Annotated in this window: 25 protein-coding genes; 15 read left to right on the forward strand and 10 right to left on the reverse strand. The window is 69.1% G+C overall.

What is annotated here, in order from left to right; all coding sequences use genetic code 11:
• Window positions 1-17 precede the first annotated feature (17 nt).
• Window positions 18-254, reverse strand: a complete 237-nt coding sequence (locus AB0H71_RS16635; RefSeq protein ID WP_357020998.1) for a hypothetical protein — start codon at window positions 252-254, stop codon at window positions 18-20.
• Between the two features lie 146 nt (window positions 255-400).
• Entirely contained in the window at window positions 401-739 is a 339-nt protein-coding gene (locus AB0H71_RS16640) for an Lsr2 family protein (RefSeq protein WP_357021941.1), read from the reverse strand.
• Between the two features lie 534 nt (window positions 740-1,273).
• On the opposite strand from AB0H71_RS16640, the gene AB0H71_RS16645 reads away from it, so the two are divergent.
• The 3 genes from AB0H71_RS16645 (at window position 1,274) to AB0H71_RS16655 (ending at window position 3,399) form a co-directional block, all read left to right on the forward strand.
• On the forward strand, window positions 1,274-1,519 hold the full coding sequence (locus tag AB0H71_RS16645) for a DUF2188 domain-containing protein (RefSeq protein WP_357021001.1): 246 nt from the start codon (window positions 1,274-1,276) through the stop codon (window positions 1,517-1,519).
• Window positions 1,520-1,729: 210 nt separating this feature from the next.
• Complete coding sequence (locus AB0H71_RS16650) at window positions 1,730-2,626, forward strand: MBL fold metallo-hydrolase (RefSeq protein ID WP_357021004.1); 897 nt, start codon at window positions 1,730-1,732, stop codon at window positions 2,624-2,626.
• A gap of 11 nt (window positions 2,627-2,637) precedes the next feature.
• Complete coding sequence (locus tag AB0H71_RS16655; RefSeq protein ID WP_357021006.1) at window positions 2,638-3,399, forward strand: hypothetical protein; 762 nt, start codon at window positions 2,638-2,640, stop codon at window positions 3,397-3,399.
• Between the two features lie 161 nt (window positions 3,400-3,560).
• Here AB0H71_RS16655 and AB0H71_RS16660 read toward each other — a convergent pair whose 3' ends face one another.
• Window positions 3,561-3,926, reverse strand: coding sequence for a helix-turn-helix domain-containing protein (locus tag AB0H71_RS16660; protein WP_357021009.1), 366 nt, complete (start codon window positions 3,924-3,926; stop codon window positions 3,561-3,563).
• 613 nt (window positions 3,927-4,539) lie between these two features.
• Here AB0H71_RS16660 and AB0H71_RS16665 point away from each other — a divergent pair.
• The gene (locus AB0H71_RS16665) at window positions 4,540-5,145 is read left to right on the forward strand and encodes a hypothetical protein (protein ID WP_357021012.1); all 606 of its coding nucleotides are present in this window, start codon (window positions 4,540-4,542) and stop codon (window positions 5,143-5,145) included.
• On the opposite strand, the gene AB0H71_RS16670 is transcribed toward AB0H71_RS16665, so the two are convergent.
• Together AB0H71_RS16670 and AB0H71_RS16675 are read right to left on the reverse strand one after the other, a co-directional pair.
• A complete protein-coding gene (locus tag AB0H71_RS16670; RefSeq protein WP_357021015.1) occupies window positions 5,122-5,880 on the reverse strand; it encodes a hypothetical protein in 759 nt (252 codons plus the stop codon). The two genes, AB0H71_RS16665 and AB0H71_RS16670, sit on opposite strands and share 24 nt — an antisense overlap.
• Before the next feature lie 233 nt (window positions 5,881-6,113).
• The gene (locus AB0H71_RS16675) at window positions 6,114-6,302 is read right to left on the reverse strand and encodes a hypothetical protein (protein WP_357022012.1); all 189 of its coding nucleotides are present in this window, start codon (window positions 6,300-6,302) and stop codon (window positions 6,114-6,116) included.
• Here AB0H71_RS16675 and AB0H71_RS16680 point away from each other — a divergent pair.
• The 3 genes from AB0H71_RS16680 (at window position 6,229) to AB0H71_RS16690 (ending at window position 9,364) form a co-directional block, all read left to right on the forward strand.
• A complete protein-coding gene (locus AB0H71_RS16680) occupies window positions 6,229-6,825 on the forward strand; it encodes a fasciclin domain-containing protein (protein ID WP_357021944.1) in 597 nt (198 codons plus the stop codon). The genes AB0H71_RS16675 and AB0H71_RS16680 overlap by 74 nt on opposite strands.
• Before the next feature lie 79 nt (window positions 6,826-6,904).
• On the forward strand, window positions 6,905-7,702 hold the full coding sequence (locus AB0H71_RS16685; protein WP_357021018.1) for an anti-sigma factor: 798 nt from the start codon (window positions 6,905-6,907) through the stop codon (window positions 7,700-7,702).
• A 93-nt stretch (window positions 7,703-7,795) separates the two neighbouring features.
• Window positions 7,796-9,364 carry an FAD-binding protein gene (locus AB0H71_RS16690; protein WP_357021021.1) on the forward strand — a complete coding sequence of 523 codons (1,569 nt, stop codon included), beginning with the start codon at window positions 7,796-7,798 and terminating at the stop codon, window positions 9,362-9,364.
• 89 nt (window positions 9,365-9,453) lie between these two features.
• On the opposite strand, the gene AB0H71_RS16695 is transcribed toward AB0H71_RS16690, so the two are convergent.
• The gene (locus AB0H71_RS16695) at window positions 9,454-10,479 is read right to left on the reverse strand and encodes a cyclase family protein (RefSeq protein ID WP_357021024.1); all 1,026 of its coding nucleotides are present in this window, start codon (window positions 10,477-10,479) and stop codon (window positions 9,454-9,456) included.
• Between the two features lie 79 nt (window positions 10,480-10,558).
• The gene (locus tag AB0H71_RS16700) at window positions 10,559-13,027 is read right to left on the reverse strand and encodes a phosphoketolase family protein (protein ID WP_357021027.1); all 2,469 of its coding nucleotides are present in this window, start codon (window positions 13,025-13,027) and stop codon (window positions 10,559-10,561) included.
• Window positions 13,028-13,221: 194 nt separating this feature from the next.
• On the opposite strand from AB0H71_RS16700, the gene AB0H71_RS16705 reads away from it, so the two are divergent.
• The 6 genes from AB0H71_RS16705 (at window position 13,222) to AB0H71_RS16730 (ending at window position 19,213) form a co-directional block, all read left to right on the forward strand.
• The gene (locus tag AB0H71_RS16705; RefSeq protein ID WP_357021029.1) at window positions 13,222-13,788 is read left to right on the forward strand and encodes an FKBP-type peptidyl-prolyl cis-trans isomerase; all 567 of its coding nucleotides are present in this window, start codon (window positions 13,222-13,224) and stop codon (window positions 13,786-13,788) included.
• Window positions 13,789-14,010: 222 nt separating this feature from the next.
• Window positions 14,011-15,417, forward strand: a complete 1,407-nt coding sequence (gene tig / locus AB0H71_RS16710) for a trigger factor (RefSeq protein ID WP_357021032.1) — start codon at window positions 14,011-14,013, stop codon at window positions 15,415-15,417.
• Between the two features lie 196 nt (window positions 15,418-15,613).
• Window positions 15,614-16,201 (forward strand): ATP-dependent Clp protease proteolytic subunit, encoded by a 588-nt coding sequence (locus AB0H71_RS16715; RefSeq protein ID WP_067654513.1) that lies wholly within the window; start codon window positions 15,614-15,616, stop codon window positions 16,199-16,201.
• A gap of 68 nt (window positions 16,202-16,269) precedes the next feature.
• A complete protein-coding gene (locus AB0H71_RS16720) occupies window positions 16,270-16,938 on the forward strand; it encodes an ATP-dependent Clp protease proteolytic subunit (protein ID WP_357021036.1) in 669 nt (222 codons plus the stop codon).
• Window positions 16,939-17,323: 385 nt separating this feature from the next.
• Complete coding sequence (gene clpX / locus AB0H71_RS16725; protein WP_357021039.1) at window positions 17,324-18,604, forward strand: ATP-dependent Clp protease ATP-binding subunit ClpX; 1,281 nt, start codon at window positions 17,324-17,326, stop codon at window positions 18,602-18,604.
• A 186-nt stretch (window positions 18,605-18,790) separates the two neighbouring features.
• Window positions 18,791-19,213 (forward strand): STAS domain-containing protein, encoded by a 423-nt coding sequence (locus tag AB0H71_RS16730; RefSeq protein WP_357021040.1) that lies wholly within the window; start codon window positions 18,791-18,793, stop codon window positions 19,211-19,213.
• A gap of 7 nt (window positions 19,214-19,220) precedes the next feature.
• On the opposite strand, the gene AB0H71_RS16735 is transcribed toward AB0H71_RS16730, so the two are convergent.
• Complete coding sequence (locus AB0H71_RS16735) at window positions 19,221-19,595, reverse strand: nuclear transport factor 2 family protein (protein ID WP_357021043.1); 375 nt, start codon at window positions 19,593-19,595, stop codon at window positions 19,221-19,223.
• 330 nt (window positions 19,596-19,925) lie between these two features.
• Here AB0H71_RS16735 and mihF point away from each other — a divergent pair, with 330 nt between their 5' ends.
• Together mihF and AB0H71_RS16745 are read left to right on the forward strand one after the other, a co-directional pair.
• Window positions 19,926-20,240: an integration host factor, actinobacterial type gene (gene mihF / locus AB0H71_RS16740; protein ID WP_067654521.1), complete on the forward strand. Its 315-nt coding sequence runs from the start codon at window positions 19,926-19,928 to the stop codon at window positions 20,238-20,240.
• Between the two features lie 19 nt (window positions 20,241-20,259).
• Window positions 20,260-20,670 (forward strand): NUDIX domain-containing protein, encoded by a 411-nt coding sequence (locus AB0H71_RS16745; protein ID WP_357021047.1) that lies wholly within the window; start codon window positions 20,260-20,262, stop codon window positions 20,668-20,670.
• A 52-nt stretch (window positions 20,671-20,722) separates the two neighbouring features.
• Here the strand turns inward: AB0H71_RS16745 and fdhD are convergent, their stop codons facing one another.
• Both fdhD and AB0H71_RS16755 read right to left on the reverse strand, forming a co-directional pair.
• On the reverse strand, window positions 20,723-21,574 hold the full coding sequence (gene fdhD, locus AB0H71_RS16750; protein WP_357021050.1) for a formate dehydrogenase accessory sulfurtransferase FdhD: 852 nt from the start codon (window positions 21,572-21,574) through the stop codon (window positions 20,723-20,725).
• Window positions 21,571-23,880, reverse strand: coding sequence for an FdhF/YdeP family oxidoreductase (locus AB0H71_RS16755; protein ID WP_357021053.1), 2,310 nt, complete (start codon window positions 23,878-23,880; stop codon window positions 21,571-21,573). The genes fdhD and AB0H71_RS16755 overlap by 4 nt, the downstream gene beginning before the upstream one ends.
• Window positions 23,881-23,902 lie beyond the last annotated feature (22 nt).

Genomic DNA, 23,902 nt, shown 5'->3' on the forward strand with positions numbered 1-23,902 from the left:
CCGAGGTACCCCGAGACTCAGCCTTGCGGCCGTACCTGCCGGACGACCTCCCGCGCAGTGTCGGCGGGCAGGTCGATCCCTTTGGCCTCCTTGTACTGGCGCTGCACCTCGACTACCGCGTCTGCTTCTGAACCCTCAAGGGGCACGTTCACCTGCATCGAGAACTTGGCCTCCACGTCCCTCTGGAGATCGCGCAGTGCCTGCTGATTGATCGTCACACGGTCCACAAGATCCTCCTGCAGTCGCCGGTCCAATGACGCGACTGTAGGAGGAGGCACCGACAGATTCCGCCACGCCGCCGAGTGAGGGGCGAGCCGCCGTCCTCGATGACCTGGCGAGCCGCTGTAGATTCTCATACTTCGATTCAGCGATGCCCCGAGCCGACCCGGCTAACCAACACCTACTGCCCGGCGGTGGCTTGCGTGTAGGCCTCCACGACTTCGGCGGCAACGCGACCGCGACTCGACACCTCCATTCCGTTGGCCCGAGCCCAGTCACGGATTGCCTGAGTCTTCTCGCGGTCACCGGAGGAACGGGCGATGCTCTTCGACTTCGGAGCCCGCCCCACCTTCCGAGCATGTGGCGACCACTGTTCGAAGAAGGCTCGCAGCTGCTTGGCGTTGTCGGTCGAGAGGTCGATCTCGTACTGCACACCTTCCAAGGCGAACGAGACGGTTTCTTCGGCGGCCGACTTGCCATCGAAGTCGTCGACCAGCTCAACGGTTACTTTGCGCGCCAATGCAAGCCCTTCCAATCTCAAGACGATGTGCTGGAGCGTAGTCCGACCTGCCTACGAGAAAGTTGAGCGCCCTGCTGACCGGGTTCATCAGCCGCCCGAGCGACCTAACTCTGCGGCTGAACGCATGAACTCGCCGCCGTCAAGCCAAGAGTGTTCAAAGTCACAAATTTACTTAATGAACATATTATGCACATGGGATGAATCGAACAAACGAGCGGAGACCTCGCGGTTCCCTGGATCATCCACAGGCTGTGGATAGATTGGCTATAACCCCAGGTGGGGCATCGCAAGCCTGGGTAGGGCACGAATCTGAACCATGTCATTCGTCGGGAGTACTGTAGTAACGCACGAGACCACGGGCGGTGCCTGTGGTGAGGCTCCGCTCCGTGGCCACGTGACTGCTTTGCCCGAGCAGGTCACCAGCCTAGCAAGAGTTAGGGCTAGCTGCGGCATGCCGCGCGGCCGGCTGTGAGCCTCCTCTCGTGCCCCGGGCACCCGAATCGGGCGCCAGTTCAACGAGCGAGGAGCGAGACGATGGCAAAGCGCAACGAACGGCACGTCACACCGAATCCCGCGGGCGGGTGGGACATCAGCAAGCCCGGCGGTCAGCGCCGCAGTGGTCACACCGATCGGCAGTCTGATGCGATCGAGCGAGCTCGTGAGATCGTAGGCAACACGGGTGGTGGCGAGGTCGTCATCCACGACCGTCGGGGGCGGGTGCGCGACTCGGACACCGTAGCGCCCGGGAACGACCCGAACCCACCGCGTGACACGCGTTAACATTCCCTCCGCACTGCGCCGGATTTGGGCACTTCGGATTCAGCGCAGCGAATTCGCGGCCTCGCGAATCTGAATGCCTTGAGCTGCGGATTTTGCAACGACACCACTATGTGCGGCTCACTTGCGACCCTACCCTTGACATGTACCAGTAGCGTCATCCTGTTGTTTTGGAGTTCTTCCGTCGTTGTCTTACTATCCGAAAGTGAGATTATGCCAATTATCAAGTCTTTTGCCGTCGGTAACGGTGACATGTACTACATTCGGCACTACAGTAAGAACTTCAGCATCATTGATTGCTCTCTGCCGGATGATCGTGCCGGGAGTATTTTGGCAGATATCGAATCTCGGATTTCCGAAGACGATATTACGCGATTTATCTCAACTCATCCGGACCAGGATCATATCGGAGGGCTAGTCGAGCTAGACAACGCACTCGGAATCCTCAACTTCTATTGCGTAGAAAACAAAGCTATAAAAACTGTAGAGACTGAAGACTTTAAGCGTTACTGCTCGCTGCGTGACGATGTCAAAAAGGTATTCCACCTCGAAAAAGGATGCAGCCGTCGATGGATGAATAAGAGCAGTGAGGAGAGGAAGGAATCAGGTCTTCAGATTCTGTGGCCTGATACTGCAAATAACGAATATATGGTCGCTCTTGCCGGTGCGGAGAATGGCGACTCTCCGAACAATATCTCCTGCATCTTGCAGCACACCGTCATTGATGGTCCGCGTACGCTGTGGATGGGCGACCTTGAAACTGACTTCATGGAATCAATCGAGGACTCGGTCGATATACCGAAGGTGGACGTCTTGTTCGCTCCGCATCATGGGCGGAAGTCCGGCCGAGTACCGAAGGCGTGGCTCGACAAGATGGAGCCGGGACTCATCGTAGTAGGCGAAGCTCCGTCGGAGCATCTCCACTACTACCGCGATTACAATACCTTAACCCAAAACTCGTGTGGCGATATCCAGTTCGTGACCGATACCCGTAAAGTACACATCTACGTTGCTGATCACGCCTACGATGTGAACTTTCTGGAAGACGAAGGTCGAGACATCTGTGACGGCCTATACTATTTGGGCACTCTTCCGTGCCATGAGCGCTGAGGTCGTCCCTCGTGAGTATGTCGATTCTAGAGCAAGTAACCGACAGCTATAACCGAAAAGCGCGCTTTCTACCTGCGGTTCTTGTTGTTCTCCCGATTATCATTCTGGGAGTAGCGGCGGTACCGGTGGTAGTCGAAACCTGGACAAAAGTGGCGGCCTTAGCTGCCTTTTGTCTGCCATTTCTAGCGTCTCAAATTATCAGGGACCGTGGCTTGCGGGTTGAGGAGGCTCTCTTTGCAGATTGGGGAGGTAGGCCAACGGAGACTATGCTTCGGTGGCGCGCTAATGCTACTACGACGGCGGTGCAACGGCGTCATGATCTAATTCTTCGTCATTTCTCGATAGCGCTACCTACGAGCGCGGCGGAGGCCGCAGCGCCAGATGAGGCGGATGAAAGCTATAGCGCTGCGGTCTCTGCGTTGCGTGAGCGGACTCGTGACAAGTCGAGATTTCCTCTGGTCTTCGAAGAAAATATATCCTACGGGTTCTGGCGCAATACGTACGCGTCTCGCGGAGTCGCTATCGCTATTAGTTTACTCGCGGCGATCGGTACGGCGCTGCTTGCGTATTTTTCTGTCGTGCCGATTGCTGCGAACTTGGTTCCAGCGCTGGTCGCATTCGACCTTGTTGTTGCTGGAGGGTGGGGACTGTTGTGTACCCGCGACTCGGTCCATCGCGCTGCGAAGAAATACGCTTTGCAGCTTTTTGCGTCGCTTGAGTTGCTCGGAGAAGGACCCAGTTCGAATTCGTCGGAAACTTCTGCACAGAGTTGATCGTTGGTGACGCTCAACGAGTCATCGAAGTAGTATATGCAACCGGACCTCTGGTTTCGGCCCGGATCCTACTCAAGGATAGCGCGCGTTCGGCGCGGCCAAGTCTGTTAATGGGTGCCACCACTCTTTCGCGGCCAGGGCGAGCACGGCCGGCGGGTGGGCTACTTCCGGGCCGGGCGCATGGTGACGCCGCGGGCAAGGAGAGCGTCACGGACGGTGCTGGAGGAGCTACCGAGCTGGGCGGAGATGGCGCGGAGTGAGTTGCCGTCGGCGTAGAGGCGAACGGCTTGGTCGATCTGGCTGGCGCTCAGACCCTGGCGGCGCATGGCCACGCCCTGCTCTTTCAGGAGCTTGAGGATGCCGCCCTCGGAAATGTTGTAGCGCTTGCAGAGCTCGGGGGTTGGAGTGCCGCCGACATAGGCGGCAACCAGTTCAGCCACGGTTTCGGGCGACACGCGCTTGTCCAGGCGGAAGGTGCGGGGCGGGTCGTCAGTGCGCGGCGCTGACACCTGGGTCTCGGCTTCCACCAGCTCGATGACTCGGCGGAGACGCTGGGCGGTGACAGGGTTCGAGTACCGGCCCAAGAGGCCGACCAATGTCGGCGGAGCTCTGCCCCGGGCAGGCGCGCGCAGATGGTGCCTCGATCCCAGAGGCGGGCCGAACTTGATTCAGATGTGTTGTCGCTGTGCAGCCACATTGTGTCGTGATACCGGGGATACGTCGGCGCCAAGGGGAATCCCGAGGGCGCCTCCGTCGTGGAACGTACGTGCAGCAGTTTTTCTGCCCATGAAAATCTCTCCCGCAAGACACGTTGATATGCGCACCCGTGCAGCATTGACATTGCTGCACAACGCATCTCCGCTTCTCGATAAATGCGGTGAAGAGTGATAGCGCATCGAATCATTCGAGATTGCCTGCCACACCTCGGGGCTGGCAATGCCGCGACCGCTTACTTGTCGCGTGTGCTCGGCGAATCCGGCGATTTGGAGATGGCGGCGCGTTCTTTGGGAGAAGCGCTCGGCCACGCTCAGGGAGCGCCGATGCTCCCTGTTCGCCACCGCGGCGCGGAGTTCATGCGGGACGCCACCGCCAAGTGGGGGAATGTACCGGAGCTTCGGGTGCTCGAGCAGGTTCTGACACGTGGTGGTGCCGCGTATGGGTAGCGCCGGAGGTCGCAAGGACCGGACCGGTGCGCTCGGGTACTACTGGTTTCTGACCTTCGAGCAAGTGCCGGACCTTCACGCTGTTACCGGGAGCAGTCAGCAGGATCTGGACACAGCGAATTTCGCCCTCACTCCGGCGGCCGGGCTACATCTCACGCTCGACCGAATAGCTCGACTCGGCACATCCCAGGAACAGCTGGAGGCGATTGTTGCGAGCGCGGAGCGCATGTGCCGAGATCTGATTCCGTTCGCGTTGACGATCGACCGGACCATCGATCTTCACGGAGCGCTCGCCTTCATCGTCACCCCTGAAGAGAGGGTGATGGGGCTGCGTGATGTACTGCGCACGGCGACGCTGTCGGTACTTCCGGATGCACCGGTGAAGGAATCGTCGTCCCCGCCGCACGTAACCGTCGCCTACCCCGGATTCGAAGGGCTCGATGTCCGAGTCGGGAGGGCTGAGCGCGTAGTAGTCCCGGTGACGGAAGCCGTCTTGGTCGCGCTGGAGCGCCGCGACTTCTCGTACCGGTGGGATGTCGTCGCTCGGATCGGACTGGGATCAGGCGCGGTCCAGGTCGTATAACCGGACTCCACCCGCGTCGTAGACCACGAGGTGGTCGGCGGCGAGGAACTCCACCCCGTAGAGCGCATTGTCGACCGACTGCCGGACCACGAGCGTGTAGCGCCCGGCGGGATCGGGGGCGATGGCGAGGGTGCAGGTGGTGGCGGTGCCGAAGCCGGCGCAGGTGCCGCCGTTGGTGGTGAAGATCTTGGGGGCGGTGCCGTCGGAGGGGGTCCAGGTGCCGATGAGGGCGTCGGGGCCCGCCTTGCCGGTGCCCGCGGGGCCGCCGGTCGCGGCCGGCGGGGTGGATTCGGTGGTGGGGAGGTCGTCGCCGCTGATCAGGCCGATGAGACCGGCTACCAGGACGATGGCGGTGGCTGCCAGGGCGGCGGTGGTGGTGGGGTGGGCGCGGGCGTAGGCGAGGAGGCGGGTGCGGAGGCCGGGGGTGGGGCGGGGCGCGGGGGTTCCGGCGGCGGTGCGCAGGGCGGTGGCGAAGGCGGGGTCGGCGCGGAGGGTGTCGGCGATGGCGTGGATGGCGTCGGCCCTGGTGCGGCCGGTGACGGCGCCGCGCTCGGTGCCCGCCTCGACGAGCAGCCGCTCGACCGCCTCGCTGCCGCCGAGCCGGGCGACGACGACGGCGTGCACCCGGTCCATGGCGAGATCGAGGGGTTCGCCGGCGAAACCGGCCGGGGCCAGCCGCCGGTCTCTGCCCGCCGCCCAGGCGATCAGCAGCCCGACGACGATCTCTGGTCCCATGGCCATCCTCCCGATGCGGTCCCGAACCCACATGGTGTGCGGCGCGGGGCACGGCCGGTATCCGTCGAATTCCCGATACCGCTCGGGCGGCGGCCGATCCAGGGGCGCCCCGGCCTCGAATTCGAGGGGGGAGGGGTGCGCGTTCTGCGTCGTCTGTGCATCGATTAACGAAGAATCTCCGGGAATCTCTGGAGAAACCCATCCATCCGGGGCGGTAGCGCGAACTCCGTGCATCAATCAACGTACGGCTCGGTGCGCGGGCCGTCCCGGAAGATGTGGATGACGATGATCCGAACGAAGCAACGAACGGTACTGGTCGCGTCGATGCTGACGGCCGCGGTGCTGGGGATGTCGGCCTGCTCGGACGACTCCTCGGATTCGGCGTCCTCGACGTCGGCGTCGGCCCGCTCCTCCTCGGCCATGACGACCACCTCGGGCGCGGCGAACGCGAGCTCGGGCCCGGTGGGCCCGGGTTGCGCGGAGTACGTCGCGCAGGTGCCGAGCGGCGCGGGCTCGGTGGAGGGGATGGCGCAGGACCCGGTCGCCACCGCCGCCGCCAACAACCCGCTGCTCAAGACGCTGACGCAGGCGATCTCCGGGCAGCTGAACCCGCAGGTGAACCTGGTGGACACGCTGAACAGCGGGCAGTTCACGGTGTTCGCGCCGGTCGACTCGGCCTTCGCCAAGATCGACCCGGCCACCATCGAGTCGCTCAAGACCGACTCGGCGACGCTGACCAAGATCCTCACCTACCACGTGGTGCCCAACCAGGTGGCGCCGGACGCGATCGTCGGCACGCACACCACGGTCGAGGGGCAGCCGGTCACCGTCACCGGCACCCCGGACAACCTGAAGGTGAACGACGCCGGGGTGATCTGTGGTGGCGTCAAGACCGCCAATGCCACGGTCTACCTGATCGACACCGTGCTCATGCCGCCGGCCTGATCAGGGCGAACGCCGGGAAGCACGGGTCGGATCGGCCCGTGCTTCCCGGTCCTGGTTGTACTGGACGACTGGAGCCCCGATGAGCGATCCGGAGCCGGCCCGGCCGGACCTCCTCGACCTGGCGTACCCGTACGCGCTGGACGCGGTCGCCGAGATCGAGCGCAGGCACATCGATGATCGGTTGCGCGGTGCCGACGCGGCGACCGCAGCCGAGTTCTCCGCGCTGGTGCGCGAGGTGCGCGAGACCATGGCGGCGGTGAGTTCGCTCGATTCGCGGCGGCCGCCCGCACATCTGGAGCACGCGGTGCTGCGGGCCATCGACGCGGCGATGAGCGGCGCCGTGAGCGCAGTGGAGACGGCGACCGGTAGGTCCGGGGAAAGCCCTACGGCGACCGGCGGCGCACGCCCGACCCGGGCGCAGCGCCTCGGCTCCTCGAAACTCCTCCCGATAGCGGCCGCCGCCGCGCTGGCGGTCCTGGCCGGGCTCGGCGCCGCGATCCTCGTGCAGCAGCGCGATTCCGGCCCACCGGTGGCGCTCCGCGCCGACACCGTGCTCGGCCAGCCCGACGTCAGGGGCAGCGCCGCGGAACTGCCCGCGGGCGGCACCCTCACGGTCACCTCGTCGGCCCGGCTCGGCGCCGCCACCGTCTCCTTCGCGGCGCTCCCGGAGCCGCCCGCCGGCCACTGCTACCAGATGTGGCTGCTCGCCGCGGACGGCACGCCGCGCTCGGTCGGCGTGATGGAGCACGCGCCGACGCCGGGCTCGAACGTGGTGCTGCGCACCGGGACCGGCGACGCGCTGGCGGTGACGGTCGAACCGGGCCGCGGCTCCGCGCAGCCGACCGGTACTCCGCTGGTGCGCATTCCGCTGGCCTGAATCACCCCCCTGTCGGCGCTGATGCCGGTCCGTCGCCGCGCTCATGGGTTAGCGTGTCGCGTGGTCAGGCAGGCAGCGATGACAGGGGAGAAGATGGCGGTAACCCGTCGGCGGTTCCTGGGTGCGATGGCGCTCGGGGGAGTGGCGACGACGGTCGGCATGCCGGTCGCGGCGGCGGCCGAGCCGGAGGTGCTCGGCGCGGGCGATCCGCGCTACCTGCCGCTGACCATGCGCGGCTACAACCGCCGGTTCACCGCGCGGCCCGCGAAGATCTTCCTGCCGAGCGATGCCGAGCAGGTCCGGCTGGCGGTGGAGCGCTCGCTCGGCGAGGGGCTCACGCTCGGCGTGCGCTCCGGCGGGCACTGCTTCGACGACTTCGTCGACAACGACCGCACCCGCTCGCTCATCGACCTGAGCAGGCTCACCGGCATCGGCTGGGACGCCGGGCACGGCGCCTTCGCGGTGGGCCCCGGCGCCGAGCTGAGCGCGGTGTACCAGGCGCTGCACCCGTGGAATGTCACGCTGCCCGCGGGGATCTGCCTCGGGGTCGGGATCGGCGGGCACGCCTGCGGCGGCGGGTACGGGCCGCTCTCGCGCAGCCGCGGGCTGGTCGCCGACCACCTGTACGGGGTCGAGGTGGTCACCGCGAACGCCGACGGCACCGCGAGCCTGGTGCTCGCCACCAGGGACGGGGAGCACCGCGACCTCTGGTGGGCGCACACCGGCGGTGGCGGCGGCAATTTCGGCATCGTCACCCGCTACCTCTTCCGCTCGCCGGATTCCGACGGCGCCGACCCGGCCCGCGCGCTGCCCCGCGCGCCCGGCGGCATGCTGCACGGCAGGCTGCTGCTCCCGATCAGCACCGAGGAGTCGTTCGTCCGCTTCCTCGGCAACTACCTCGCCTTCCACGAGCAGCACCGCGCGCCCGGCGACCCCTTCGCCGGGCTCTACGCCCCGCTGAACTTCCGCACCGACGTGGTCGCCAGCGCCGAGGTGCTGATCTTCTTCGACGCCGACGCGCCGGACGCGCGCGCCAGGGTGGACGAGTTCGTCGCGGCCATCACCGCGGGGGTGACGCCGGGCGCGGTGCTCCAGCCGATCGAGCGCAGCTCGTACGCCGACACCGTCGCCAAGGTCTACTACCCGAAGGGCGCCGCCTACCCGCGAGTCAAGGTCAAGGCCGCCTACCTGCGCCGGGCCTACGACACCGAGCAGCTGCGGGCGCTCTACCGGCACGTCACCAACCCCGGGGTGGTGGGCGAGTCGCAGCTGGAGTTCCTGCCGTTCGGCGGGGCGATCAATGCCGTGGCGCCGGAGGCGACCGCCTTCCCGGCCAGGGACGCCATGATGAAGATGCTCATCCACGCGGCCTGGCGGATGCCGGGTGACGACGAGCGGTTCCTCGGCTGGGCGCGGGAGATGTACCGCGAGGTGTACGCGGGGTCCGGCGGGGTGCCGGTGCCGGGCGATGCGCACGCCGGGAGCTACATCAACTACCCCGATCCCGATCTCGCCGATCCGCGCTGGAACACGTCGGGGGTGCCGTGGCACGCGCTGTACTACGGCGGGAACTACGCGCGGTTGCTCGAGGTCAAGCAGCGGTACGACCCGGCGGGGGTGTGGCAGCACGCGCTCTCGATCGGGCGGCCGGACTGGTCGTGATCCCGCTCCCGGACGATCGGCGCGGGCGTGATCGCCGACGCCTGGCCGGTGGGGGCGTCACCCGCGCCGGCCAGGCGGGCTGACGCCGGTCAGGTGAGCGCGAGTACCCGGCACGGGCCGCCGGTGCCGCCGGTGTGCTTGGGCGCGCCGACCAGGACGGTCGCGCCCGCCGCCGGCGCCGCGGCCAGGTTGGCCAGCATCTCCACGCCGTAGCGGCCGCTGCCGAGGATCGCGGTGTGCGCGGGGCTGTCCCGCTCCGCCCCGCGGTCCAGGCTGAGGGTGTCGATGCCGAAGCCGATCACCCCGCACTCGGTGATGAGGTGGGTGGCGGCCTCGGGTGTCCAGCCGGGGGTGCGCTGGGTTCCGGTGGCATCCAGGTTGAGGAAGGTGGCGGGCTCGGCCAGCCGGGATTCCCAGCCGGTGCGCGCGGCGACGAAGGCGCGCTCGGGGAGCTCGCCGTGCGCGGCGCGCCAGGCGTCGATATCGGCGACGGTCACCGCGGCGTCGGGGTCGGTGCCCGCCCTGGCGCGGATATCGAGCACGACGAGCGGGGCCACCAGGTCCTCGGGGGCGATGAGGTCGACGCCGGTGCCGCCCGGGACGCGGTGCAGCGGGGCGTCCACGTGGGTGCCGGTGTGCTCCCAGCAGGCGATGGCGTTCTGGGCGAAGCCGCCGTGCTCGTAGGTCGCCACCGGGACGCTCACGAACGGCGGGTTGCCCGGCCACACGGGGAGGTCGGGGCCTAGTGGATGGGTCAGGTCGATGACCCCGCCCGAACTGGCCGCGGCGGGTCCGGCGGCGGCGACGGTGGCCGCGCCGAAGGCGGCGAGCCCCGCCCCGAGCAGCGCCCGCCTGCGCGGTACCCCCGCCCGCGGCTCACCGGGCCGTCCCGCGGCGCGCCCACCGTCGCCCGGGCCGCCCGCCGCGAATCCGTTGTCGGGTGCACAGCCTGCGGCTGGAGTGTTGCCGCCCGGGCCAGCCTCTGGCCTGCCGATCGCCGCCGATGTGCGAGCTCCGCCGGGCGAATCGGCCGCATCCGCCGAGCCACCCAGCGCGGGGCGGTACTTCCCCCGAGCCACGTCGTGCGCGAACCGGACGATGCGGGGCGCGCACATCAGCGGCCCCCGGACCGCGACACCGAACTCATGCCGCACACCCTAGGCGGACCGGCCGGTCCGCACAGCCGAGCGGCACCTACAGGCTGACCGCGGGCCAGCTCCACTCCGCCACGCACGGGATGTCCGCCCCGTGCTCCCGCGTCCAGGCACGGGCGCGGAACCGCGCGTCCACCATCTCCTGCCGCAACCCGGCCGCCCGCTCGCGCAGCTCGGGCACCCGGTCGATCACATCCATGACCAGGTGGTACCGGTCCAGATCATTGAGCATCACCATGTCGAACGGCGTGGTGGTGGTGCCCTCCTCCTTGTACCCGCGCACGTGCAGCCCGCTGTGGTTGGCGCGGCGATAGGTGAGCCGGTGGATGAGCCACGGATAGCCGTGGAAGGCGAAGATGACCGGCCGGTCGCGGGTGAAGAGCGTGTCGAACTCGCTGTCCGGCAGCCCGTGCGGGTGCTCCTCGCGGGGCTGCAACCGCATGAGGTCGACCACGTTCACCACCCGGACCCGCAGCTCCGGCAACCGCTCGCGCAGGATGGCGGCCGCGGCGATGGTCTCCAGCGTCGGCACGTCGCCCGCGCAGGCGAGCACGACGTCGGGTGCGGTGCCCGCGGTGTCGCCGGTGCCCGCCCACTCCCAGATCCCGGCGCCGCGCGCGCAGTGCGCCGCCGCCTCGTCCACGGTGAGCCAGTCCGGCCCCGGCTGCTTCCCCGCGACCACCACGTTCACCAGGTGCCGGGAGCGCAGGCAGTGGTCGTAGGTGGCGAGCAGGGTATTGCCGTCCGGCGGCAGGTAGACCCGGACGATCTCCGGCTTCTTGTTCAGCACCACGTCCAGGAAGCCCGGGTCCTGGTGCGTGAAGCCGTTGTGGTCCTGGCGCCAGACGTGCGAGGAGAGCAGGTAGTTCAGGCTCGGCACCGGCCGCCGCCACGGCACCCCGGCGCTGGCGTCCAGCCACTTGGCGTGCTGGTTGAACATGGCGTCGACGATGTGGATGAAGGCCTCGTAGCAGGTGAAGACGCCGTGCCTGCCGGTCAGCAGGTACCCCTCGAGCAGCCCCTGGCACAGGTGCTCGGAGAGCACCTCGATCACCCGGCCGCGCCGGTCGAGGCCGATATCGAACTCGCCGATCTCGGCCTGCCAGTCCCGGCCGGTCACCTCCAGGATGTCCTGCAACCGGTTGCTGGCGAGTTCGTCGGGGGCGAAGGTGAGGAAGTTGTCCGGGTTGGCGGCGGTGACGTCGCGCAGCCAGCCGCCGAGCACCCGGGTGGCCTCGTGCTCGCTCGCGCCGGGCTCCGCCACCTCGACGCCGTACCTCCGCCAGTCCGGCAGCCGCAGGTCGCGCACGAGCGAGCCGCCGTTGGCCACCGGGTTGGCGCTCATCCGGCGCTCGCCGGACGGGTTCAGCGCGTCCAGCTCCGCGACCGGCGCGCCGGACTCGCCGAACAGCTCCTCCGGCCGGTAGGAGCGCAGCCACCGCTCCAGCACGTCGCGGTGCTCGTCGTCGCCGCGGGCGTTCGGCAGCGGGACCTGGTGCGCGCGGAAGGTGCCCTCGACCGGGTCGCCGTCCACCACCGGCGGGCAGGTCCAGCCCTTGGGGGTGCGCAGCACGATGAGCGGCCAGATCGGGCGGGCGCCGGCGTCGCCGGTGCGCGCGGCGCGCTGCAGCTCGGCGATCCGGTCCAGCGCGCCGTCCACCGCGGCGGCGAGCGCCTGGTGCACCTCGGCGGGGTCGCTGCCCGCCACGATGACCGGGTCGTAGCCGTAGCCGCGCAGCAGCGAGCGCAGCTCGTCCTCCGGAATCCGGGCCAGCAGGGTGGGATTGGCGATCTTGTACTCGTTGAGCGCGAGGATCGGCAGCACCGCGCCGTCCCGCGCCGGGTTCAGGAACTTGGCCGAGTGCCAGCTCGCGGCCAGCGGCCCGGTCTCCGCCTCGCCGTCGCCGACCACGCAGAACACGGTGAGGTCCGGGTTGTCCAGCGCGGCGCCGAAGGCGTGCAGCAGCGAGTAGCCGAGCTCGCCGCCCTCGTGGAAGGAGCCGGGCGTCTCCGGCGCGCAGTGGCTCGGCACCCCGCCGGGGAAGGAGAACTGGGCGAAGAAGGCTGCCATGCCGTCGCCGTCCCGCGGGACGTGGCTGTACAGCTCCGAGTAGGTGCCCTCCAGCCAGGCGCAGGCATTCGGGCCGGGGCCGCCGTGGCCGGGGCCCGCGACGAAGACCGCATTCAGGTCGCGCTGCCGGATGGCCCGGTTGGCGTGCGTCCAGACCAGGTTGAGCCCGGGCACGGTGCCGAAGTGGCCGAGCAGCCGCGGCTTGATGTGCTCGGCCGCGAGCGGCTCGCGCAGCAGCGGGTTGGCCATCAGGTAGATCTGCCCGACCGAGAGGTAGTTCGCCGCGCGCCACCAAGCGTCCAGCGCGGTGAGTTCCGCGCGGTCCAGCGGGCCGGGCGCGTCGCCGAGGTCGTAGGGGCGCGGCGCGACGGTCTCGCCGCCGCCGCTGCCGGTGTTGTCGGCCGAGGTATCGCCTCCGGCGCTGGCCAGTCGCGTCATCCGCGGGCTCCTCCCATGGTGGCGCCTGCGCCGTCCCCGACGGGCACAGTGCCGCGAGTGTGGATCCGTGTGCGGGACGCCGACCACGCCGTCGGTCCCGGTTGCCGAGCTACCCCTGGCCGCGGCGGCCAATCCCCCTGTCGAGCCTAGCCCGGTGGCCCCGCGCTCGCCGGGCGGGCGATAGGGTCCGCCGCATGCGATTTCTCCGCAGGATCATCGGGATCGGCGCCGCGGCCGTGGCGGCGAGCGCGCTCGTCGCGTGCGGCTCGGACGACGCGAGCACCGCGGCCTCGACCACGACCTCCGCCAGGGCCGCGAGCTCGGCCGCGGCGACGCCCGCGTCGAAGGGCCGCGAGTGCACCGCCGACGACATCGGCGTCGAGGGCGGCTTCGGCACCGCGCCGGTCATCACGCTGCCGGACGACTGCGACCCGCCCAAGCAGCTGATCACCAAGGACCTGGTGCCCGGCTCCGGCCCCGGCGCGCAGCCCGGCCAGCAGCTCACCATGAACTACTCCCTGGTGACCTGGTCGAACAAGAAGAAGCTGGACAGCTCCTTCGACCGCAACGAGACCTTCCCGCTGACCCTCGGCGCCGGCCAGGTCATCGAGGGCTGGGACACCGGGCTGGTCGGGGTGCAGCAGGGGGCCCGCCGGTTGCTGATCGTGCCGCCGGATCTCGGCTACGGTCAGGGCGGACGCGGGATCGCGCCGAACGAGACCCTGGTCTTCGTGACCGACGCGGTGCAGATCGGCAGCTGAGCCCGCGAGCACCCGCCGGATGCGGAGCCGCGCGAGGGGTCCACTACCCTTGTCGGGATGCCTGACGCCGCACCAGCGCTGTCCGGCGAGCGCGGGATCGCCACGGTCGAGGGCCGGGGTTCGCCCGTGCCCGGCGGCGGGGGAGCGGCGGCCCCGCGCGGCGTGGCCCGGCGGGTGAGGTACGCGAATGCCGACACCGAACGACGAACAAGGAGCATGTCCGTGAAGAGCACCGTCGAGCAACTGAGCCCGACCCGGGTCCGGATCAATGTCGAGGTGCCCTTCGAGGAGCTGAAGCCGGACTTCGACAAGGCGTACAAGGCGCTGGCCAAGCAGGTCCGCATCCCCGGCTTCCGCCCCGGCAAGGCCCCGGCCCGGCTGCTCGAGGCCCGCCTCGGCCGCGGCGCCATCCTGGAGCAGGTCGTCAACGACGCGCTGCCCGCGCGCTACAGCGAGGCCGTCACCACCGCCGAGGTGAAGGTCATCGGCCAGCCGGAGATCGAGATCACCAAGATCGAGGACGGCTCCGAGCTGGCCTTCTCGGCCGAGGTCGACGTCCGCCCCGAGGTCACCCTGCCGGACTACAGCTCGCTGTCGGTCACGGTCGACGCCTTCACCATCGACGACGACGACATCGACGAGCAGCTGCAGTCGCTGCGCCAGCGCTTCGGCACCCTGACCGGCGTCGAGCGGGCCGCGCAGGAGGGCGATTTCGTCTCCATCGATCTCTCCGCCACCGTGAACGGCGAGGAGGTGCCGGAGGCGGCCACCACCGGGCTCTCGCACGAGGTCGGCTCCGGCCAGCTCATCGAGGGGCTGGACGACGCGCTGATCGGCCTCTCGGCCGGCGAGTCCAAGGAGTTCACCACCAAGCTGGTGGCCGGCGAGCACGCCGAGCAGGACGCCGTCGTCACCGTCACGCTGCAGTCGGTCAAGGAGCGCGAGCTGCCCGAGGCGGACGACGAATTCGCCCAGCTGGCCAGTGAATTCGACACCCTGGAGGAGCTGAAGGGCGACCTCCGCACCCGGGTCGAGCGGGTCAAGAAGGTGCAGCAGGCCGGCGAGATCCGGGACAAGGTGCTGGAGGCCCTGCTGGAGCAGGTCGAGGTGCCGCTGCCGGACGCCGTGGTGCAGGCCGAGGTCGACGCGCTGGTGCACGACGCCGTGCACGGCTTCGACCACGACGAGGCCAAGTTCGCCGAGGCGCTGGAGGCGCAGGGCAGCAGCCGCGAGGAGTTCGACTCCGACACCCGCGCGGCGGCCGAGAAGTCGGTGAAGACCCAGCTGCTGCTGGACGCCATCGCCGAGCAGGACAACACCCAGGTCGGCCAGGAGGAGCTCACCGAGCGCATCCTGTTCCAGGCGCAGCGCTACGGCATGGCGCCGGAGCAGTTCATCCAGCAGGTGCAGCAGGCGGGCCAGCTCGGCGCGGTCTTCGCCGACGTGCGCCGGGGCAAGGCGCTGGCCGGGGTGGTCGGCCAGGTCACGGTGACCGACTCCGAGGGCAACGCGGTGGACACCGCCGAGCTCTTCGGCGATCCGGAGGCCGAGACCGACGAGGTCGAGACCACCGCCGTCGAGGCCGCCGGCACCGAGGCCGACGAGACCGCCGCGGCCAAGGCGGAGTGACGAGCAGGCCGCGAGCAGCGCGGCGCCGGGTGTGCGGTGTGATTGCGCTGTGAGCGAAGAGGGGCGGTACCGGGAGTTCGGTGCCGCCCTGCTTCGTTAATGTTTGTGACAGTGAAGCGATGGCTGTGTGGCGCATCAGCGACGAGCCGGTGAGAGAGGGCAGGTATTCGTGGAAAACAATCAGGCGGGGGTGCGCATGACATCCGCAACTGCTGGACTGAACCTCAGTGATTCGGTGTACGAGCGGCTGCTGCGCGAGCGCATCATCTTCCTCGGCACGCAGGTGGACGACGACATCGCCAACAAGCTGTGCGCCCAGATCCTGCTGCTCACGGCGGAGGATCCGACCCGCGACATCGCGCTGTACATCAACTCGCCCGGCGGCTCGGTGACCGCGGGCATGGCGATCTACGACACCATGCAGTTCGCCGAGTGCGACATCCGCACCGTCGGCATGGGGCTGGCCGCCTCCATGGGCCAGTTCCTGCTCACCGCGGGCACCAAGGGCAAGCGCTACGCGCTGCCGCACGCGCGGATCATGATGCACCAGCCGTCGGCGGGCATCGGCGGCTCGGCGGCCGATATCGCGATCATGGCCGAGCAGTTCGCGCACACCAAGCGGGAGCTGAACGAGCTGCAGGCGCTGCACACCGGCAAGTCGGTGGAGCAGGTCGCCGCGGACGCCGATCGTGACCGCTGGTTCACCGCGAACGAGGCGCTGGAGTACGGCTTCGTCGACCACGTGGTCAGCCACGCGAACCAGGCCAACGGCGCCGGCGCCTGACCGCCGACCAGAGACAGACCCCGCCCGGACCCGGAAGTCCGGCTGCCGCACAGACTTTGGAGACGAACATGGTCAACCCGATCGATCCGCGCGCCGGCCTGTCCGGCACCGCGCCGCAGGGTGCGCAGTCGCGCTACATCCTGCCGTCCTTCATCGAGCACTCCAGCTTCGGCGTCAAGGAGTCGAACCCCTACAACAAGCTCTTCGAGGAGCGCATCATCTTCCTCGGCGTGCAGGTGGACGACGCCTCGGCGAACGACATCATGGCGCAGCTGCTGGTGCTGGAGTCGCTCGACCCGGACCGTGACATCACCATGTACATCAACTCGCCGGGCGGCTCCTTCACCTCGCTGATGGCGATCTACGACACCATGCAGTACGTGCGCGCCGATGTCGCCACGGTCTGCCTCGGCCAGGCCGCGTCGGCCGCCGCGGTGCTGCTCGCCGCCGGCACCCCCGGCAAGCGCGCCTGCCTGCCGAACGCCCGCGTGCTGATCCACCAGCCGTCGCTGGAGGGTGGCATCCAGGGCCAGGTGTCCGACCTGGAGATCCAGGCCGCGGAGATCGAGCGCATGCGCAGGCTGATGGAGACCACGCTGGCCAGGCACACCGGCAAGGACGCGGACACCATCCGCAAGGACACCGATCGCGACAAGATCCTGACCGCCGACGCGGCCAAGGAGTACGGGATCATCGACACGGTTTTCGACTACCGGAAGCTGAGCGCACAGAAGTGAACACCCGCCCACGCGGCCGGGTCCGTCGCTGTGACGGGCCCGGCCGCGTGGGTATCGGAGCCGCGCGGGCGGCGGTTCCGGTGAGAACACGCACACGCCCGGCGAGAAACATGCCCGAGTTGTCGACCTGCGTCGCAGATGTTGGGTACGGTCGACACAGGGACCTCGGCTCCCGGTTGACAGCCTGGCTGTCGACATCGCCGCCCTGCCCGCCACACCGGTGGATCGACCGTCGTGACGACGAGTGTTCGCCTCGGCACCGAGCGTGTCGTGACGGCGGCGGGGCCGCAGCGCGGATGGACGTCGCCGCGGTGCGGATGAACGGCGGACAGCTGGCAGCCGGGAACAACGGTTGCACGCGGACAAGGAAGTAGGGACCCACGAGATGGCGCGCATCGGTGATGGCGGCGATCTGCTCAAGTGCTCGTTCTGCGGAAAGAGCCAGAAGCAGGTCAAGAAGCTCATTGCGGGACCAGGGGTGTACATCTGCGACGAGTGCATCGATCTCTGCAACGAGATCATCGAGGAGGAGCTCGCCGAGTCGAGCGAGGTCAAGCTGGACGAGCTGCCCAAGCCGCAGGAGATCCGGGACTTCCTGGAGAACTACGTGATCGGGCAGGACACCGCGAAGCGCACCCTCGCCGTCGCCGTGTACAACCACTACAAGCGGATCCAGGCCGGGGACAAGAGCCGGGACAGCCGGGGTGAGACGGTCGAGCTGGCCAAGTCGAACATCCTGATGCTCGGCCCCACCGGCTGCGGCAAGACCTACCTGGCGCAGACGCTGGCCAAGATGCTCAACGTGCCCTTCGCGATCGCGGACGCCACCGCGCTCACCGAGGCGGGTTACGTCGGCGAGGACGTCGAGAACATCCTGCTCAAGCTGATCCAGGCCGCCGACTACGACGTCAAGCGCGCGGAGACCGGCATCATCTACATCGACGAGGTCGACAAGATCGCCCGCAAGAGCGAGAACCCGTCGATCACCCGCGATGTCTCCGGCGAGGGCGTGCAGCAGGCGCTGCTGAAGATCCTGGAGGGCACCCAGGCGAGCGTGCCGCCGCAGGGCGGGCGCAAGCACCCGCACCAGGAGTTCATCCAGATCGACACCACCAACGTGCTGTTCATCGTGGCGGGGGCGTTCGCCGGGCTGGAGAAGATCATCTCGGATCGCACCGGGCACCGGGGCATCGGCTTCGGCTCCGAGGTGCGCTCCAAGGCCGAGATCGACACCGCCGACCACTTCGGCGAGGTCATGCCGGAGGATCTGATCAAGTTCGGGCTCATCCCCGAGTTCATCGGCCGGCTCCCGGTCGTCGCCTCGGTGACCAACCTGGACAAGGAATCGCTGGTCAAGATCCTCTCCGAGCCGAAGAACGCGCTGGTCAAGCAGTACGTCCGGCTCTTCGAGATGGACGGCGTCGACCTGGAGTTCACCGACGACGCGCTGGAGGCGGTGGCCGACCAGGCCATCCTGCGCGGCACCGGCGCCCGCGGCCTGCGGGCGATCATGGAGGAGGTCCTCCAGCCCGCGATGTACGACATCCCCAGCCGCGACGATGTCGCCAAGGTGGTCGTCACCGCGGACACGGTGAACGACAACGTGCTGCCCACCATCGTGCCGCGCAAGCAGCAGCGCACCGAGCGCCGCGAGAAGTCGGCGTAGTTTTCCGCGCTCCCCGGGCGAGCCGCTCGCCCGGGGCAGGCGTTCGGAAACATTCGGTGTAGCGAGGTCGCACATCGGGTACTCGGTGGGGAAGGTTGAGATATACCAGCCCTGTTCCGTGTTTCGAGCCGCGGGGCGCCCCGCCCGCCGACCCCGGTCGACGCGAACGCCAAGACCGAGGTCCGCATGATCGTTCTCGCCCCACCCCGACAGTCCGAGGCGCCGCCCGCGCCCGCCGCCAAGCGCGGCAGCCCCGCCGACCGGCTCCGCGTCGCGGTCACCCACCCGGGCGCCGCCCTCACGCTCTGCGCCGTCGCCGGCGATGTGGACGGCTACACCGCGGAGATCTTCGCCCGCAGGCTCGCCGCCGCGCTGGATCGCCCCACGCCGCTGGTCGCGGTGGAGCTCTCCAAAGTCACCTTCTTCGGCAGCGCCGGGCTGCGCGCCCTGCTCGACATCCGCGCCGAACTCGAGGAGGCCGGGCGCACGCTGTGCGTGCTGGCCGGGACACCGGGCGTGCAGCGGCTGCTGGCCGTCGCCGCGGTGCAGCCCCCGCTGCGGACCGTGCCGGACCTGGCCGCGGCGGCCGCGCTGGCGGCGCGGAGCTGACCAGGCCCTACCCCTCGACCTTCATGTCGTCCTGGCCCCAGTAGGCCCGCATGTGCGTGATCCTGCCCTCGGCGTCGAACTCCATGACGTCGATCGGCGAGACCACGAAGGCCTGGTCGCCGAACTTGGTGGTCAGCGTGAACTGGAAGGCGGCGTGGCCCTCGACCGCGCGTACCGTGCCGGCGGCGAGCTCGGTGGAGCGCTCCAGGCCGGTGATGACGTCGTAGAACGCGGCGATCTCGGCGTGGCCCTTCTTCGGCTCGGTGCCCACCGGATCCTCGATCACGGCGTCCTCCGCGTAGAGCGCGACGATATCCGCGGTCGAACCGGAACCGACCAGTTCGACGTACCGGAGCACCACGTCGCGGATCTGCTGTGCCATGCCAACCTCTGCTTCCGAGCGAAAAATGAAACGTGCTCTAGTTCGCAGGGTAGCAGGGTGCGCATTCTCTCCGGCTCGGAACAGGTGGGGGAAGCGTCGTCGATTCCCTCGGGTTCGCCGTTGAACTCGGTGTTCCGATGCCCTACCCCGAATGTCGAGATCCCGGGTTCGTGCGTTACCTCACAGTGGTATAGACGGGCTATGACGGCGGGATTCATCGCGTTCGCACGGCGTTTTTCCGGTGTGTCGGCCGTTCGGCGCCGATCCGGTGCTGTCTAATCGGTCCGGTTGATTCAGATGTTCGATGTGACGAGTGAAAGCGGAGGAGAAATGGCACTGCCCACGATGACCGCCGAACAACGCTCGGAAGCGCTGGCCAAGGCGGCGGCGGTTCGGAAGGCGCGCTCGGAGCTGATCGGCAAGGTGAAGTCCGGCAAGGTCAGCGTCGCCGACCTGCTGAAGAAGGCGGACTCGGACGAGCTGGTCAAGAAGACGAAGGTGGCCGCCGTCATCAAGGCACTGCCCGGGGTCGGCCCGGTCAAGGCCGCGAAGCTGCTCGACCAGGCCGATATCCCCGAGGACCGCCGGATCGGTGGCCTCGGTGCGCGGCAGCGGGCCGCGCTGCTCGACGCGCTCGCTCCCTGAGGCACTACATTTTCCAGGTATGACCGGGGTATCGACGCTCACCTCCGTGGCCTGGCTCTGCCTGCGGGAGCGCAGGTTGCTGGCCGTCCGGACCGAAGGCAGGGATGCCTTCTACCTGCCGGGCGGCAAGCCGGAGCCAGGGGAGACCCTGGCCCGCGCACTGGTCCGCGAGGTGCGCGAGGAGGTCGGCGTCGACCTGGAGCCGCAGGGGATCACGCCCGTGGTGACGATCACCGCGCCTGCCCACGGGCTTCCCGGGACCCTGGTCGAGATGCACTGCTTCACCGCGCCGGGGCACGGGGTTCCCGCCCCGGCGGCGGAGATCGCGGAGATGGCGTGGTTCGGGCCGGAGGACGCGCACCGGTGCGCCCCGGCCGTGGTCAAGGCGCTGGAGCACATCACCGAGCAGGGGGCCTGGTCCGGATTCTGAGGGGGCGCGGGGGTGTGTCTGGGCCGGGTGCCGAGCCGGACGGGCCGCCGGCTCAGCGGGCCGTGGTCTCGGGTTCCAGCCGGTGCGGTTCGGCGGTGAGCACGCGCTGCTCGCCGGCGTAGATGTTCATGGTCTCGCCGCGCAGGAAGCCGACCAGGGTGAGGCCGGACTCGACGGCCAGGTCGACCGCGAGCGAGCTCGGGGCGGAGACCGCGGCCAGCAGCGGGATACCGGCCAGCACCGCCTTCTGCACCAGCTCGAAGGAGGCGCGGCCGCTCACCACGAGCAGCAGGTCGTGCAGCGGCACCCGGCGCTGCAGCAGCGCCCAGCCGATCACCTTGTCCACCGCGTTGTGCCTGCCGATGTCCTCGCGCACGCACAGCACCTCGCCCGCCGGGGTGAAGAGCCCGGCGGCGTGCAGCCCGCCGGTGGCGTCGAAGACCGACTGCTCGGCGCGCAGCGCGTCCGGCAGCCCGGCCAGCACCTCCGGCGCGACCGCGGGGCCGTCGCCGGTCAGCGGATACGCGGTGCCGGTGTGCACCTGGTCCAGCGCGGTGCGCCCGCAGAGCCCGCAGGCACCGGTCGTGAGCACCGTGCGCGCGGGGATCGCCGCCGCGTGCCGCAGCTGCACGTCGAGCACGTTGTAGGTATTGCGCCCCCGATCGTCGGTGCCCGCGCAGTACCGCGCGCTCACCACCTCCTCGGCGGTGGTGATGACGCCCTCGGCCAGCAGGAAGCCGTGCACCAGCTCGATATCGCCGCCCGGGGTGCGCATGGTGACGGTGAGCGACTCGCCGTTCACCCGGATCTCCAGCGGCTCCTCGACCGCGAGCGAGTCCGGCCGGGTGATCTGCCCGGCGGGGGTGATGCGGCGCATCCGGCGGCGCGCGGTCACCCGGCTCACGACGGGGCGCCCGCGTGCACGTGCGGCTCGATCCGGATCACGACCGCCTTGGAGACCGGGGTGTTCGACTCCGCCGCCACGTGGTCCAGCGGCACCAGCGGGTTGGTCTCCGGGTAGTAGGCGGCGGCATTGCCGCGCGGGGTCGGGTAGGGCACCACCCGGAAGGCGATCACCCGGCGCTCGACGCCGTCGGTGAACTCGGAGACCAGGTCGACCAGCTGGTCCGGCTCCAGGCCGAGCTCGGCGATGTCGTCCGGGTGCACCAGCACCACCCGGCGCGCGTTGCGCACCCCGCGGTAGCGGTCGTCCAGGCCGTAGATGGTGGTGTTGTACTGGTCGTGGCTGCGCAGCGACTGCAGGATCAGCCGCCCCTCCGGCACCGGGAGCCAGACCAGGTCGTGCACCCCGAAGTTGGCCTTGCCGGTGCCGGTGCGGAACTCGCGCGCGTCGCGCGGCGGATGGGGCAGCTGGAAACCATTGCGCGAGCGCACCTTCGCGTTGTAATCGGCGCAGCCGGGGACGACCCGGGCGATGGCGTCCCTGATCCGGTCGTAGTCGTGCCGGAAGTCGCTCCACGGCACCGGGTGCTCCGGGCCGAAGAGCTCCGCCGCCAGCTCGCAGACGATGGCGACCTCGCTGCGCAGCTCGGTGCCGACCGGCCGCAGCCGCCCGGTGCTCAGGTGCACCATCGACATGGAGTCCTCGACCGAGACCTGCTGCCGCTCGCCGCCCTGCACGTCCAGGTCGGTGCGGCCGAGGGTGGGCAGGATGAGCGCGGTGCGGCCGTGCACCACGTGGCTGCGGTTGAGCTTGGTGGAGACCTGCACGGTGAGCTCGCAGGAGCGCAGCGCGGCCTCGGTGACCTCGGTGTCCGGCGAGGCGGCGGCGAAATTGCCGCCCATCGCCATGAAGACCTTGGCCCTGCCGTCGCGCATGGCCCTGATCGCGGCCACGGTGTCGAAGCCGTGCGCGCGCGGGCTGGTGATGCCGAGCTCGCGGTCGAGCGCGGCCAGGAAGGGCTCCGGCATCTTCTCCCAGATGCCCATGGTGCGGTCGCCCTGCACATTGGAGTGGCCGCGCACCGGGCAGACCCCGGCGCCCGGCTTGCCGATCATGCCGCGCAGCAGCAGCAGGTTGGTGGCCTCCTCGATGGTGGCGACGCCGTGCGCCTGCTGAGTGAGCCCCATGGCCCAGCAGATGATGGTGCCGCGCGAGGTGGCCAGCCGGTGCGCGGTGCGCTCCAGCTGCGCGCGGGTCAGCCCGGTGGCCCGCTCGACCAGGGTGAGGTCGGCCGCGCGGGCCTGCCGCTCGTACTCGGCGAAGCCCGCGGTGTGCCGCTCGACGAAGTCGCGGTCGATGACCGTGCCCGGCGCCCGGTCCTCGGCCTCGAAGAGCAGCCGGGCCAGGCCGCGGAAGAGCGCCATATCGCCGCCGAGCCGGATCTGCAGGAAATCGTCGGCGATATCGATGCCGGTGACGAGGCCGCGCGGGGTCTGCGGGTCGCGGAAGGCGAGCAGCCCGGCCTCCGGGAGCGGGTTCACCGCCACCACCGTCGCGCCCGCCTTCTTGGCCTCGCCGAGCGCGCTGAGCATGCGCGGGTGGTTGGTGCCGGGGTTCTGCCCGGCCACGATGATCAGGTCGGCCTTCGGGAAGTCGTCGATGGAGACCGAGCCCTTGCCGATGCCGATCGCGCGGGAGAGCGCGGTGCCGGAGGACTCGTGGCACATATTGCTGCAGTCCGGCAGGTTGTTGGTGCCGTAGGCGCGGACCAGGGCCTGGTAGAGGAAGGCGGTCTCGTTGGCGGTGCGGCCGGAGGTGTAGAAGACGGCCTCGTCCGGGGAGCCGAGGCTGCGCAGGGCATCGGCGACCAGGCGATAGGCGTCGTCCCAGGTGATCGGGCGGTAGTGGGTGTCGCCGGGGCGCAGCACCATGGGGTGCGTGATCCGGCCCTGCTGGCCGAGCCAGTAGCCGGACTTGTGCTCGAGCTCGGCGATCGAGTGCGCGGCGAAGAACTCCGGGTCGACGGTGCGCAGCGTGGCCTCCTCGGCCACCGCCTTCGCGCCGTTCTCGCAGAACTCGGCGGGGCGGCGGTGGCCGGAGGGCTCCGGCCAGGCGCAGCCGGGGCAGTCGAAGCCGTGCACCTGGTTCAGCCTGGTCAGGGTGCGGGCGGTGCGGACGACGCCCATCTCCTCGACCGAGCGCTTGAGCGCCACCGCCACCGCCGTGACCCCGGCCGCCTGCTGCTTCGGCGCGCTGACCTCCAGCGCGGCTTCGTCGATGTCGGTCCGGGGGCTGTTGCGATGCATACCCGACATTGTCCGCCAAATC

This window comes from Nocardia sp. NPDC050697 (assembly GCF_040654395.1).
Taxonomy (GTDB): Bacteria; Actinomycetota; Actinomycetes; order Mycobacteriales; family Mycobacteriaceae; genus Nocardia.